Source organism: Desulfomonilaceae bacterium (assembly GCA_041662605.1).
Lineage (GTDB): Bacteria > Desulfobacterota > Desulfomonilia > Desulfomonilales > Desulfomonilaceae > CAJBEZ01.
The window spans coordinates 168,599-182,712 of sequence record JBAZSD010000003.1; the positions used below are offsets into that span (position 1 = coordinate 168,599).

A 14,114-nucleotide genomic window follows, 5' to 3' on the forward strand; every position below is an offset into this window, starting at 1 on the left:
TTAAATTGCAAATTTAGAAACTTTACAGGGGGGGAACCTACAAATGGTCCAGCGAGAATACGAGTCTGAGCAGGACATTTTTGCCTGGCTGGCTCTTGAAAGAATTCCATTGGTCGGACCACTGAGTATCGCCAAGATGATTGAGGCTTTTGGTGGGCCGGCTGAAGCTTTAGACGCTTCGAGATATGAAATATGTAAAAAAGCCAAGTTGTCGGAGCGTGTCGCCGACTCGGTCATATCTTATAAACCAGCTACTGGAGAGATAGAAAGGGATATATCAACCCTCCAGCGGCTAGGAGCCCGAATTATCACCAGATGGAGCCCAGACTACCCGAGGAACCTAAAAGATATATATGACCCGCCGGCTCTTCTTTTTGTACGAGGCTCACTCTCTACTGATGATTCCAAAGCAGTCGCCATGGTCGGGACAAGAAATCCAACAAGGTATGGCCTCGAATTTGCCAAGTCGATAACTCGAGATCTTGTTCGGTCATCTGTCACGGTAGTAAGCGGTCTGGCTCGAGGTATTGACACGGCCTGTCATCTTTCCGCCTTAAGAGAAGGCGGACGAACTATAGCCGTCCTCGGATGTGGATTAGATGTTATTTATCCTAGAGAAAATGAAAGTTTGATCGAGAGAGTCTCGGAAAATGGCGTGGTAATGACCGAATTCCGACCTGGCGTGGCGCCGCTGAAAACAAATTTTTTTCGCAGAAATAGAATAGTGTCGGGGCTGTCCAAGGCTGTTGTCGTTGTACAGGCGGCAAAGAAAAGTGGATCCCTGATCACGGCATTCCATGCGCTGGAACAAAACAGAGACGTCTTTGCCGTTCCTGGAAACATTACCAATGAACGTTCCAGAGGGCCTCATCACCTCATAAAACAGGGAGCTGGTTTGGTAGAATCCGCAGACGACATCCTCAATGCCTTGGAAACATGTGGATTCCATAAAAATAAGGATCCAGATGAACCAGCCATAGAGTCCTCGGTCAATATCCAGATTTCAGAGACAGCGAAGACAATCCTTAATTTTTTGGATCTCGATCCTACTCCGATCGATCTCATCTGTGAGGGACTGAAACTCGAACCTGGGAAACTTCTGGGGGCCCTGCTCGAACTCGAGATGTTCGGCCTTGTCAGACAGAGTCCTGGTAAGATGTTCTCGGTAGCTAAGCCATGACTTGACTTTGAGAAATTAGGCCACAGATTTCAACATTAGGACATAAGTCGACGGAATTTGTCGTTCGATCGCAGAGACTGGGTAAATAAGGAATGAAATGAAATTGGTTGACAGTTTATCCAATTGCTCTTAAAGCTTTTCATCTCGACGAAACACAACCATGTTTCAAATCGATTGATAATTCAGGAGCCGGCATAAACCGTTCATCACCCATGAAATATACTTTTAGGGAATAGGATGAAAGATTCATCAGGAAAGACTCTAGTTGTGGTGGAATCTCCCGCCAAAGCCAAAACTATCAAGAAATACCTCGGGTCCGAATTCGAAGTTAAAGCCTCCGTAGGACATGTAAAAGATCTACCGCAAACAGCGGGAAAATCAAAAGACCAAACAAATGGACGATCGAAATGGACAGGTCCAGTTCTGGGAGTTGATGTAGATTCCGGCTTTAAACCTCACTACGAAATCATCCCCGGAAAAGAGAAGGTAATTGCTGAACTGAAAAGCATCGCTCGAAGATCGTCACGCGTGCTGCTGGCCACAGACCCTGATAGAGAAGGCGAGGCTATCGCCTGGCACTTGAGCGAAGAACTTGGCAAACCCGCTGGTTCGGTCTTTAGAGTACGGTTCAATGAACTGACCGAAAAAACAATAAAAGAAGCGGTAGCTAATCCCTCTAAGCTCGACCCTAGCCGGTACAACGCCCAGCAGACCAGACGAATTCTGGACCGCATCGTGGGCTACCAGATCAGCCCACTCTTATGGGACAAAGTCCAATATGGTTTGAGCGCCGGGCGAGTCCAGTCAGTAGCATTGAGACTCATTGTGGACAGACGACTTGAGATTGACACATTTGTTCCTGCTGAATATTGGACTCTGTCAGCCAATCTGGTCAAAAACACTTCTTCGCCGTTTGAGGCCAAATTGGTCGAAATCGCCGGTCAAAAAGCTGAGATTGATGATGTCGTCAGGGCTTCTGAGATCACAAATTACGCTGGTCGCCAGGTTTTCAAAGTAACTGAAGTAAAACGGAAGGAAAGAACCCGTAAACCGTCTCCTCCTTTCATTACTTCGACTATGCAGCAAGAGGCGTCTAGAAAACTCCGAATGTCCCCGAACCGGACAATGCGCATCGCTCAACAGCTATATGAAGGAATTGAACTCGGCAAAGAAGGCTCTATAGGGCTAATAACCTACATGAGAACAGATGATCCTCGAATCGCCCCAGAGGCCATGACCGCAGCGAAAGATTTTTTGTCGAAAAACTACGGCCCACAATATGCGCCGGAAAAACCAAACATATACAAAAGTAAAAAGGGCGCACAGGAGGCACATGAGGCTATTCGTCCGACATCCCTTGAATTCACGCCTGAGAAGGTGGCCTCCTTTCTGGATAAGCAGCAGAAAGACCTTTACAGCCTTATTTGGAACAGATTCCTGGCGAGTCAGGCCGCCGCCGCTATCTATTATATGACGACTGCTAACATTTCAGCGGGTGATTTGCTGTTCAGAGTGACCGGTTCAATTATGAAATTCGACGGATTCACTAGGATTTATTCGGCATCATCTGATGAAGAATCGACCAGCGGAATAGACAGCAGAGAAAACACCGGAGTGATTTTACCGGATCTACGCAGTGGTGACGCTCTGGAAGCGCAGTCCCTTGTTCCGCGGCAGAGGTTCACTCAACCGCCCCCGGCTTTTAACGAGGCTTCACTAATAAAAGAACTTGAAGAGCGTGGCATCGGGCGTCCCTCAACTTACGCCGAAATTGTTACAACTATACAAAAGCGCAAATATGTCGAATTGGTAGACAAGAAATTTGAGCCCACTGTGCTGGGGAAGATCATCGCTTCATTACTGATCGACAGTTTTCCTGACCTTGTCAGCCCTCAATTCACAGCGGAGATGGAATCATCCCTGGATCTAATTGAAGAGGGCGTAGAGACGATGACTCACATTCTCGAACAGTTCTATGCGCCCTTTAATTCTGCTTTTCTTGACGCCAAAAAAACCATGAAAAGCGTCAAGAGAGATGGAATACCTACGAAAGGGAAATGTCCGGTATGTGGAAACCAGCTTTTCATAAGAGCTGGACGCTACGGTCTCTTTTTGGGTTGCGTATCTTACCCTGATTGTTCGTATACTAAGAAACTGGTCTCTGAATCGGCTGGAGCGTCAATTCCTACTCCGACTGATAAAGTGTGTTCCTGTGGGGCTCCGATGGTAATGAGACAGGGAAAATCAGGACCATTCCTAGCTTGCTCAAGATACCCGGAATGTAAAGGTTCAGGCCCCTTGTCAACAGGAACCACCTGCCCTAAATGCAGCGAAGGAACTCTTGTTCAAAAACGAACCAAGAGGGGCAGATCATTCTACGGATGCGACCAGTACCCGAAATGCGACTTCTCAATGTGGAATAAACCTGTTTCGATGAAGTGCCCAAATCCGGATTGCGATTCACCAATAATGGAAGAGAAGGTCTCCAAAAAAGACGGGCGGTATCTACATTGTCCAAAATGTAACGCAAGGCAGAGCCTCAACGACCAGCCTTAGTTTTTTGGTCATCTGACGCGTACACTCTTGCCCTCAACCGGAGGAGCAGGAGGGATTTCTCGCCGATTAATCGACTCAAAAGGACTTGGAACGGAGCCTGAGGCTGCAGCAGGAACGGCTTTGGGTTGTTCGACAGGATACAGCTTTTTTGAAACGTATGACTCAACCTTGTCGATAGGATAACTGATCAGCCTGCCTAGTAGCCAGAAAACATATAGCTGGTCTCTTGGGGCCGGATCATCGTATTGCGCCTGAAGGTTGGGGGCGGGCTCTGAATTCTGGGGGGTGTAGGACGCTTGATTGTAGGCCGGCTTTACTGCAATAAGCTTTGGAGTTTTGTCCTGGGCCAGTGAACAATCAACTATGGATAATATCAAAACCAGAGTAGAAAATATTAAAAAAGCCTTTTTCATCAGCATCTCCCAGTTACAGATTTAGCTCCCCTCTATCACATTTTTTTTTAAAATCCACTTTTTTTCTGCGAACTGACTTAGGCCAACGTCCAGCCCTTTGTCAATTCCAAAATCTTGATCAAATACTTCCTATGCTGGAAATCTCTGCGCGCTCATGTCCAGTCCTTTCTCTTGCCCTTGTTGTCATGGTCATTTTGCGGACTACGTTTCTCATCATTTTCGCGCGATTTGAACGGCCCCCGTAATACGGTATCCATGATAGAAACACCTAGGGATCCTGGTGGAACATGAACAGAATATTCATAGCCATCCCTGACAAACTTTATCACTGGCTTCCTACGCTCTTTCCTCGTCCGGGCAGTTAGACTTATCAGCTTTTCCGAGCTAAGTCCGACGACTCCGTCATATTCAACGATTACGTCTCCTTTTGTCAGGCCGAATCGCTTAGCGTCCGACTTGGGACTAAATTCTATTATCAAGACGCCGTGCGTCAACGGTTCATCGTCTTGAGCGACCGATGTTTTATCAGCACTACCGGAACGTTTAACACTAAGTTCTTCTTCCTTTGCGATAGCCTTTGCGACATCACGTTGAACAGGGCTGGGAACCCACTCCTGGGTCAAGAAATTCTCACTGAAATGAAACGGTCGTTGAGGAGAATCGGTGTCGATCACTACGCGAAAGCCCCCATTATAGAGCGCCAGGTCAGGCCTAGCCCATCCCCGGAAAGCGCATCTCAGACTCACTGCCCCTGAGGTCCAGTCACCACCCCGCATTATGCGGTTTTCACCATGACCCGGGCCTTCCGGGTCAATTTCAGGACTAAACCGATAGTAGTCCTCCCCATAGAAATCTCTCACCCACTGCAGGACATTTCCGGACATATCATAAAGACCGAAACCATTTGGCTCGTAGCTTCCGACTGGAGCCACATTCTTGTACCCATCGTCAATATCTCGGTCTCTCCATTCGAAATCCGTATTCTTGTCGGCATAGTTAGCCCTTCTGCCATCAGGCAGTTGATCTCCCCAAGAAAACTGAGTCATGGGAAGACCTCCGCGCGCCGCGTATTCCCATTGGGCTTCTGTCGGTAATTTGTAAGGCGATCGTTCTTTGGCTGATAACCACTCGCAAAATGCCACAGCGTCATTGTATGAAATCATGGTTACCGGCTGATCGGGTTCCACCGTCCAACCTGGATTTCGCCAGGAACTTCCATCCTTTTTGCTAAAACGATTGTTCTTGACGTCAAAAACCTCGCCGCCTTTGTCCTCTTCCGCGTCGGTAATGTAACCCGTGTCATTCACAAAGGCCTGAAACTGCCCTACTGTCACAGAAGTAGCTGACATAAAAAAAGGTCTGGAGATCCTGATCTTGTGAAAAGGGTATTCATTCTCGAGCGAGATCGGCTGGCCTCTAACCAAAACGTTCATGGCCCAGGCTATGTCAGCTTCCGAACTACCCATGACGAAAGATCCTTCAGGAATTCTCACCATCTTCATGCCTAGGAAATTTCTGAAAGACTCAAATGACTTATCCTTCGTCTGGTCGATGAATGATTTTAAGGTGTTTTTCACAAAACCCGACACATCCTCTACCGCGCCATTTTTCACAGGCTGAACGTCCGGAATCTTGTCTACCAGGCTTGACGCCTTCAGGCGCTTTCCATCCCTCACTAAATCCTTAACACGATTAAAGAGTGCGTTAGCCTGTTCATCAGACATCCCCGTATTTGCCTTTGCTTCTGAGCCCACGGCCCGGAGGGCTTTATCCGTCGAGTCCGGGATTGTTACTACTCGAAAACCACTAACATCAACGCAAAGTCTTGGGTCAACCCCAAAACGAAAGGCATTTCTGGCTTCACAGGCGTCAAAAGCCCAGCTTCCACCTCTAGCGACCCTAGTCTTTCCGGTCTTAGGTCCCTGAGGATCTGCTGTGCCTCCTGCCCCTGTTTTCTTATATTCTTTGGGATCAAAATAGTCGCTGCATAATTCCCACGCATTTCCGGCCATGTCATAAAGCCCAAATCCATTGGGGGCATAGCTTCCGACAGGAGCGAGAAAACCGTACGAATCATTCACTGTTCGATCGGCCCAGGCGACTTCGCAGTTCCTATCAGCGAAATTAAGTTTCTGTCCATCGGGATAATCATTTCCCCAAGAGAACTTCTCTCCATTCTTGCCTCCTCTGGCCGCGAATTCCCACTGGGCCTCAGTAGGCAATCCAAACTTTTTGCCTTCTTTTCCGCTAAGCCATTTACAGAAAGCTTCCGCGTCAACATGACAAATCATGACCACCGGATAATCGTCGTAAATCCGGAATCCGGGGTTTTTCCAGGAAAGACCGCTCTTTTTGGCCCAACGCTTTTCTTCGCTGTTATATCCCCATCCCCAACCCTGTGTCTCCGCAACTGTGTGATACCCCGTTTCAGCTACAAACTGCTTGAATTGCCCTACCGTCACTTCATATTTTCCTATAAGAAACGGTCTGGAGATCTCGACCGTATGTTCCGGGGTTTCAGGCTCGACCAGATTCTCAGGAACATTCCATTCAGCTCTGACGCGCCTTACTTCGGACGGCGAATTCCCCATGGTGAATCCCCCGGAAGACACAGGAACAAGTCTCATCCCTATAGAATTAACAATTTCGGACCCGATCGCTCCCGGAGAAGCGGTTCTGAGTTCAGCGAGGTTTTTTGTTTTCTGAAGTTTGTCCGTTATGGCTTGAACGGTTTCTTTGTCGGTTAGGTCCGCGATCCTCAAAGCCCTGCTTAAGGGCATGGAAGATAATTCCCATTCCCCTCGTTGAATGCGGCGCCGGACAAGACCCAACTCGGAGCCTAAGAGTTGGGAATTGTCTATCCGCTGGGATAAAATCCTCTGGGGATCTCGTTTCTGCTCCGTTCCGTTGTTATTGGATCCGAGAGAATTCTGTGACGCAGGCCTATGAAGGCCCTCAAAGTATCCTGAAACAGCCTCATAAAGCTTCCCAGGGCTTACTTCCAATTTCTTGGACCCTTGGTTCCAGGAAATTTCATTCGTGGAATCCGAGGCGGCCAAATACGCTCCAGGATCGCCAACGACGGAAACAATTATCAGCAGTTGAAGAAACAGTAAAAATGACACGCGGATTCCCCCCGACAGTAATGTCGAAAAAGACTTGCTCACGGATTTTTGAAACCTGGCAAAATCTGTCATTCAGCGATTAAGATATGGGACTGACAAGCTACAGACCTTCATGGGGCGTTCTCTACTTTATCACCACCGGAATCTGCTTTTTCAGTTCTTCCGTTATCTTCTTGTGCAGTTCGGCGTTTCTCTCATTTTCCAGCCTACTCTTGATCATACTTCGAACCTGCACAAAACTAGGTGGCTCCGGTTGTCGACGATCATCAACTTTGAGTATATGCCAACCAAATTGTGACTTGACTGGTCCCCCGATTTCTCCTTTGGGAATCTTGAAAAGGACGTGTTCAAAGGATTTCTCAAATGACCCCTTCGGCAGCCAGTCCTTGCCATCCATTAATTCGAGTTTTCCACCCTTCTGGGCTGCAGGATCTATCGATTTTTTCTTGGCTAGCTCGGCAAAATCGGCCCCCTTTTTTAGTTCTTCCATAATCTTGTTGGCTTCAGCCTCGGTCTTGACAAGAATATGGCGGGCCTGAATTTCCTCGGGGGGGGTAAATTCGCTAATGTGACTCTTGTAATAGGCCTTGAGTTCATCCTCTGAGATAGGCGGCTGCTTCGCCTGCATACGCCTGAAGTATTCCCTGGCCAGGTACTGAGTCTGTTCATAAAGGAGTCTGGTTCTAATTGCAGGCTCCTTGTCTATACCACTGTCCTTTGCAGCCTGGGAAAAGAGTTCAAAATTTACGACCTCATCCAGTATTTTCTTCCGACCGTCCGGCGTTAAAAACGGGGCTCTGTTTTCTTCCGGTATGGTGGCGATTATGTTATCCAACATTTCACGGGTTATCTTCTGATTCCCAACCGTAGCCAGGACATCCCCTCCTCTTTCATCCATTACCGGTTGCGCCTCGACTACTCCTTGTGCAAAACACATTATGAGAGCCAGTATCGAAAAAAACTTTAGCATGTTCTAACCTCACGAACATAAGAGACAAAATATAAGCGGAGTAACCACTCAGCCTTATAGACCGTGATCAAACCGCTCAACCTCTTTAATCATACTAGAAGAAGCACAAAATAAAATCAAGAATGTCGACACTAAAGGCCACATCCAGTCTCACCGAGACTTATCCACGGGCTATCAGGATGAGCTGACCGAAATTCCCATCGGACTGGAGCACGAGTCACAAGTATCGCAAGACGAGCACGAAAGCCTTGTGAACAAACTTGAATCTACCTTGAACGCTTGGCCCTTTTCTTTAATGGCGGACGAATTGCAAACAGGGCACTGTTTCGGCGCATCTTTTGTATCAACAAAAATCTTTGAGAATTCCTTGCCACAACTATCACATTTGTAACTTAATATTGGCATATTGGACCTCCTGAGTAATATCAGCGGTGAGTTGTTTTATTGATGATCCTTTTCACAATTCAAGGGCTCCGATACTTTACACTGTTCCTGACTCATCATCGCCTGCTGAATCTCCACTTCAAACCTTGCGGCCAATTTTAGTCTTTTTTTCCACTTAGGGTCCAGATCGTCTAATTCGAATCCAGCGGCGAAATTCAAAAGATCTTCCTTGGAAGGCTTACCCATTTTCTCCCATAAAGCCACATTTATGAACTCCCAAAGTTTGAGTCCATCATGCGCGGCCATTTCCTCCGCCATTACCATTAGATATGGATTCATGGTTAGTTTCAAAGATATTATGGCTTCAGGCCATTCTTTTGATTCTTGCGTCTTCGTTAACGAGCAGGTCGACATCGTAGACTCCATATTTCACTCTCCTAAATAAATCTTGTCTAAGTAGATTCCACCAATTCGATTTTGATTCATCATACCAGTCGATACGTTACCAATTGGCTCCAATTTTCACTAAAATCGCGTTTTCCGAGCTGGCCCGACCTTGACACATATAGACTCATCGCGTAACCTCTTTATCTAAAGCCCATGAAAATTTAGGGGTTCTTGTCTAGAGGTACACGATGAATATTTTGGTTTTAGGGTCATTGGCTTACGATCGGATCATGGATTTTCCGGACAAATTTTCGAATCATATTTTGCCGGACAAAATTCATATTCTTAACGTATGTTTCATGGTTAACGGACTGAGAGAGCTTTTTGGCGGAACAGCGGGAAACATAGCCTACAATTTGTCACTCCTGGGAGAAAGGCCCATTATAATGGCCAGCGCAGGAAAGGATTTTGATTCATACGAAAAGTGGCTTAGCGAGCTTTCTCTTCCTCTACACGCGGTAAGAAGGATAACCCACGAATTTACCGCTGGAGCTTACATTACCACCGACCTGTCTGACAATCAGATTACCGGGTTTAATCCCGGAGCCATGAAAGAACCATGCTCCCAAAATATTGACGGATATGACCCAAACGATACTCTCGCTATAGTCGCTCCTGGGAATATCGAAGATATGACTACCTATCCGGAGATGTTTCGTCAAAAAAACATTCCGTATATTTTTGACCCCGGCCAATCAATCCCGGCTCTGGGTCCAGAAAAAATACTCAGCGGTCTGACAGGCTCAAGAATGTTTATTTCAAACGATTATGAGCTTGAAATGGTGACCAGATCTACGGGGCTAAGCAAGAGAGACATTCTGGAAAAAACAGGCGCAATAATTACGACACTGGGCGAAAATGGAGCGCTGGTCGCTACTGCGCAAGGGGAAACAAAGATCCAGGCCGCAACCCCAATTAAGGTGAGTGATCCTACCGGCGCTGGTGACGCGTTTAGAGCGGGATTGATTAAGGGCATTGTAATGGGAAAACCCATCGTCGAAGCGGCTCAGATGGGCTCTGTGTCAGCCAGTTTCGGCGTTGAATGTCAGGGTACCCAATGTCATAGATTTTCGATTGAGGAATTCTGGAATCGATACGGGTCTACTTTTGGAAATTCATAACTACATGGCATGATTGAGGCGGGCGCTAAGTGACACCATCTGAAACCCTGGAAAAAATTAGACGGAAATTCGATAGATTGGGAATCAGTCTTCAGGACTTGACAGTAGAGGTCAAAGGAGTTCCTTATCGGATTTCATTGGATTCAGACAGCTTTGTCGTATACAGGGTCAATCATTGCAGGGGCCATAAACATCATGTGCCCGGCTGGCCAGTTTGTCTCGTCACAAGAGAAGCTATTTTTCAGGAATGCTCCGACGAAGCATTGGGAGTTGACCATTGTTCTTGCAGCGTAAGCATAGAACAGTGGATGGAAATTGTGCAAAGGAATTGTACAAAATTGTAAACCGCCTATTCTGATATCCATATATTTCTTATTGACTGGCGCTAAAACAGAAAAGCAAGGGGTGCGGTGGTCTTGGTTCTTTAGACAACTGCACGAGATTTATAAGTGGGAAGCTGCTTGTTCATGCCACTACCAGCGATGGTGAGGTACTGAAGTAGACCTCATCCGGGGTCCTTCCGTCAAGTCCTTGGCGCCTTCTCCTGTAGTTGTAAAAGTCAAAGTACGCCTTTAGTCCTACACGAGCTTCCCCCAAGGAGTCGTAGGCTTTGAGATATACTTTTTCATACTTGACGCTTTTCCAGAGACGCTCCACGAAAACGTTGTCCACCCAACGACCTTTTCCGTCCATACTGATTCGGATCCCTCTGGAAATCAGAGCCCCGGTAAACTCCTCTGACGTGAATTGACTACCTGGGTCCGTGTTAAAATTTCGGGAGTCCCGTAAACTGCCAAGGCTTCTTCAAGCGCCTCAAGAAAGAATGAGACATCCATTGTATTAATCAGCCTCCAGGCTAATACCCGGCGACTCGACCAGTTCATGATCGCAACCAGAAAACAGAAGCCCTTCGCCATTGGTATATACATTATGTCCGTCGCCCACATCTGGTTCCATCTGGTGATTAAATTGGCACCCTATTTTTGCGCAACATCCAGGTTTTTCTTAACATTTTAAACCATCAGTTATTAAAAGCTCCCTACAATTTGTCGGGATCACGTTCCTGTTATCGGAACATGACGATATTGGGCGACAATAAGATCGGCTCTCAGGCAAAATTTCTGACGTGCCCTCAGCAATAGTTTATAATTGTAAGGTTTACGCTTTTTGTTTATAACGAGTTAAACCTCTTTTCCCAAAATTTGATTCTGGCAGAGCCAACGTCACATGTATTTGCAGGGCAAATGAACAAATTCCTAGAAAAATACCTTAAAATTTATCCGCACGAGGCTCCTAAGTTCGTGTGGATATCGGGAATATTCTTCGCCATCTTCCTCGGCTTCGCATTTTTCCGCAACTACGTAGACGCTTCATTTTTAAAGAGGTATGGGCCCCAGTATATTCCTTACATGTTAGTCATCAACGCGTTGCTGACTTTTGTTGTTTTTGCTCTCGCCAATCGTCTCAACCGGCTTTTCCTCGATCACACCATTCTGGCCTGGCTCCTCAATTCATGCGGCGTAGCTGTTATCATCCTTTTCTTCATGGTCAAGGCTGATATCACTATTGCTTACCCTATCCTCTATCAGATTCTGAATCTTCTCGATTCTATTCTCCTTGTATATCTCTGGAATGTCGCAGGAGATCTCTTTGACGCTAGGCAAGGCAAACGACTATTTCCATACGTCACCGCTGCGCAGGTTCTAGCGAGCACCTTAGGGAGTTTTGGCACCAAACCATTCACTGCTTTTGTTGGGGAAGACCCTACACTAATTCTTTTTGGGGTCATGTCTCTCTGTGTCGGTGTCTATTTGATAGCTACGGGAGGCAAGTTTCTCGGTAACCTAAAACCAAAAACTTCATCGCAAAAAGCCCAGACCAAGAAAATCACCGAGGTTCCCGGCCTGATAGTTCGCTACCCCATAGTTCGGTATCTGATTATCACTGGACTGATTCCCAACATATTGTTGCCAATATTTTCCTATCAGTTCAGCGTCATAGCCAACCACACATTCGCGTCAGAACAAACTCTCATCACGTTCCTTAGCGTCTTTCGAGGACTTACTACATCTGTTTCATTCATACTGTTGTTTTTTATGGGCCGCGTCTATCAGTCCATGGGCCTTACAAACGCCTCGCTGGTTCAACCAATCAATTTTGCCGCCCTGTTTGGATCACTGATGTTTTTCTTTAATATATACGTGGCGGCTTACGGTCAATTCACTTCTCTGCTCATACAAAGAGCGGTCGCCGGACCAATAAACAAGGTATTCTTTAATGTAATACCTTCTGAACTGGCGTCCTGGGCTAGGACATTTATACGGGGAACAGTACTGAAAGTCGGCATGCTTGCGGGCTCACTGAGCATGATCATACTAAAGCCGGTAATGGACGCTGAACAGTTTTCGATCATCGCGTTCATATTGGCGGTCTACTGGTTTTATGAGACTCTGCTTTTCCGCAAACATTACAAGAAGACGCTCAAGCAGGTTATAGTTGAAAAGGAAATCGACTTTGATCAGATCGAGTCGGTGCGAGCCATGGATAGCGGCACAGCTACCGTACAATTTGGGCCATTATCTGTAGAAGAGCGACCCGCCAGACTGGAAGGGGACATCTTTCAAACCACAGCCCCCGTAATTGATCCGGATACCGCTTTACGACTTCTTTATGATGAAAGCTCAGGGACAAGGGCGGAAGCGGCTCTTTCTTTCCTATGTTCTCTTGATGTCCGGGCTGTAGGCAGGCTCGTGGAATTGCTGGACGACATGGAGGAGGAGCCCAGAAAGGCCGCAATCGAGGCCCTAATGGGATATAAAGGAGAAATCCTGCCATTTCTGGAAATTTCACTGCTTAACGCTCCAATCAGGACCAAGCAGGGAATCCTTGAAGTCATTCGTCTATGCGGTCTCAAGAACTTTGAAATGCTTCCGTTTCTGGGGCAGGAGCTTGCACTCGCGTATTCGAATCTGGTCGCCATCCATGTCCTGAATGCAATGCCGGATTCTGAAAGCGTAGGTATGCTGAAAGAATACCTTGAAGAGCTTAATGACGAGACACTCAGCCTTATTTTTTACGCTCTCTGGGTTTATCACGCGGACATGAGACTAATGTATCAGGCTCTTCAGTCGGAGACTGCGTCCATAGCGGTTGAACTGGTTGAAAATTCGATCGAACGTGAGATAGTCCCGTACCTCATACCTTTAATTGAGGATATACCGCTATACGAAAAAATCGAACGTGGGAGAAAGTTGTTCCCTCTAATAAGGAATGAAAGTCCTGAGAGAATTCTTACCTTTCTTGCAAATTCAGATGACGCCCTCACCAAGATACTCGCTCTATACGTAATAGGTGAATGCAAACCGGAGAAGCTGTTCATCCCGGCTATAGAATCCCTTAGGAACGACATCAATGCGGATGTCCGACAGGTTGTAGATTTCGCTTTGCAGAAAGTAAACAAAGAGGTGGCTGAGATGCCGGACGTTATCCAAAGAATAAATCAGTTGAAGCAGTTCAGCATTTTTGACGGTATGGGGGTCAGGGAGCTTCACGCGATAGCGTCCGTCGTAAATGTAGAACGCTTTGATTCTGGTGATATAATGATCAGGGAAAATGACGAAAACTCGTCCATTTACATGGTGGTATCGGGGAAAATTGGTATTTACAACAATTACGGAAAACCTGAACAGGTTGAGAAAGTCATTTTGGGTCCCGGGTCTTTCATTGGTGAGCTAAGTCTTTTCACGAAACAAACGGCTAGCGCCACATGCGTAGCCGTTGAGCCTACAGAGTCATATGTCCTGAGACACAGTCAATTTCAGGGAATCATGCGAATTTACCCGCAGATCGGAATTAATCTGTGTCAGTTCTTTACACTCAAATTGAGACAGATGTCGTATTGAGAGTTATCACACAGCT

10 protein-coding genes and 1 pseudogene are annotated in these 14,114 nt (G+C 46.6%); 5 read left to right on the forward strand and 6 right to left on the reverse strand.

The window, feature by feature from the left end; genetic code table 11:
* Window positions 1–43: 43 nt before the first annotated feature.
* Window positions 44–1,180: a DNA-processing protein DprA gene (dprA, locus tag WC647_03625; GenBank protein MFA6221382.1), complete on the forward strand. Its 1,137-nt coding sequence runs from the start codon at window positions 44–46 to the stop codon at window positions 1,178–1,180.
* Between the two features lie 237 nt (window positions 1,181–1,417).
* Window positions 1,418–3,736 (forward strand): type I DNA topoisomerase, encoded by a 2,319-nt coding sequence (topA, locus tag WC647_03630; GenBank protein MFA6221383.1) that lies wholly within the window; start codon window positions 1,418–1,420, stop codon window positions 3,734–3,736.
* 8 nt (window positions 3,737–3,744) lie between these two features.
* On the opposite strand, the gene WC647_03635 is transcribed toward topA, so the two are convergent.
* The 5 genes from WC647_03635 to WC647_03655 form a co-directional block, all read right to left on the reverse strand.
* Entirely contained in the window at window positions 3,745–4,149 is a 405-nt protein-coding gene (locus WC647_03635; GenBank protein MFA6221384.1) for a hypothetical protein, read from the reverse strand.
* Between the two features lie 152 nt (window positions 4,150–4,301).
* Window positions 4,302–7,274, reverse strand: coding sequence for an SUMF1/EgtB/PvdO family nonheme iron enzyme (locus WC647_03640; protein ID MFA6221385.1), 2,973 nt, complete (start codon window positions 7,272–7,274; stop codon window positions 4,302–4,304).
* A 124-nt stretch (window positions 7,275–7,398) separates the two neighbouring features.
* Window positions 7,399–8,244: a peptidyl-prolyl cis-trans isomerase gene (locus WC647_03645; protein ID MFA6221386.1), complete on the reverse strand. Its 846-nt coding sequence runs from the start codon at window positions 8,242–8,244 to the stop codon at window positions 7,399–7,401.
* A gap of 174 nt (window positions 8,245–8,418) precedes the next feature.
* Window positions 8,419–8,649, reverse strand: a complete 231-nt coding sequence (locus tag WC647_03650; protein ID MFA6221387.1) for a zinc ribbon domain-containing protein — start codon at window positions 8,647–8,649, stop codon at window positions 8,419–8,421.
* A 36-nt stretch (window positions 8,650–8,685) separates the two neighbouring features.
* Window positions 8,686–9,054: a hypothetical protein gene (locus WC647_03655; GenBank protein MFA6221388.1), complete on the reverse strand. Its 369-nt coding sequence runs from the start codon at window positions 9,052–9,054 to the stop codon at window positions 8,686–8,688.
* A gap of 209 nt (window positions 9,055–9,263) precedes the next feature.
* Here WC647_03655 and WC647_03660 point away from each other — a divergent pair, with 209 nt between their 5' ends.
* Complete coding sequence (locus WC647_03660; GenBank protein ID MFA6221389.1) at window positions 9,264–10,196, forward strand: carbohydrate kinase family protein; 933 nt, start codon at window positions 9,264–9,266, stop codon at window positions 10,194–10,196.
* A gap of 29 nt (window positions 10,197–10,225) precedes the next feature.
* Window positions 10,226–10,540 carry a hypothetical protein gene (locus tag WC647_03665; protein ID MFA6221390.1) on the forward strand — a complete coding sequence of 105 codons (315 nt, stop codon included), beginning with the start codon at window positions 10,226–10,228 and terminating at the stop codon, window positions 10,538–10,540.
* A gap of 121 nt (window positions 10,541–10,661) precedes the next feature.
* On the opposite strand, the pseudogene WC647_03670 reads toward WC647_03665, so the two are convergent.
* Window positions 10,662–11,161: pseudogene (locus tag WC647_03670) on the reverse strand (DDE-type integrase/transposase/recombinase).
* Window positions 11,162–11,440: 279 nt separating this feature from the next.
* On the opposite strand from WC647_03670, the gene WC647_03675 reads away from it, so the two are divergent.
* A complete protein-coding gene (locus WC647_03675; protein ID MFA6221391.1) occupies window positions 11,441–14,098 on the forward strand; it encodes a cyclic nucleotide-binding domain-containing protein in 2,658 nt (885 codons plus the stop codon).
* Window positions 14,099–14,114 lie beyond the last annotated feature (16 nt).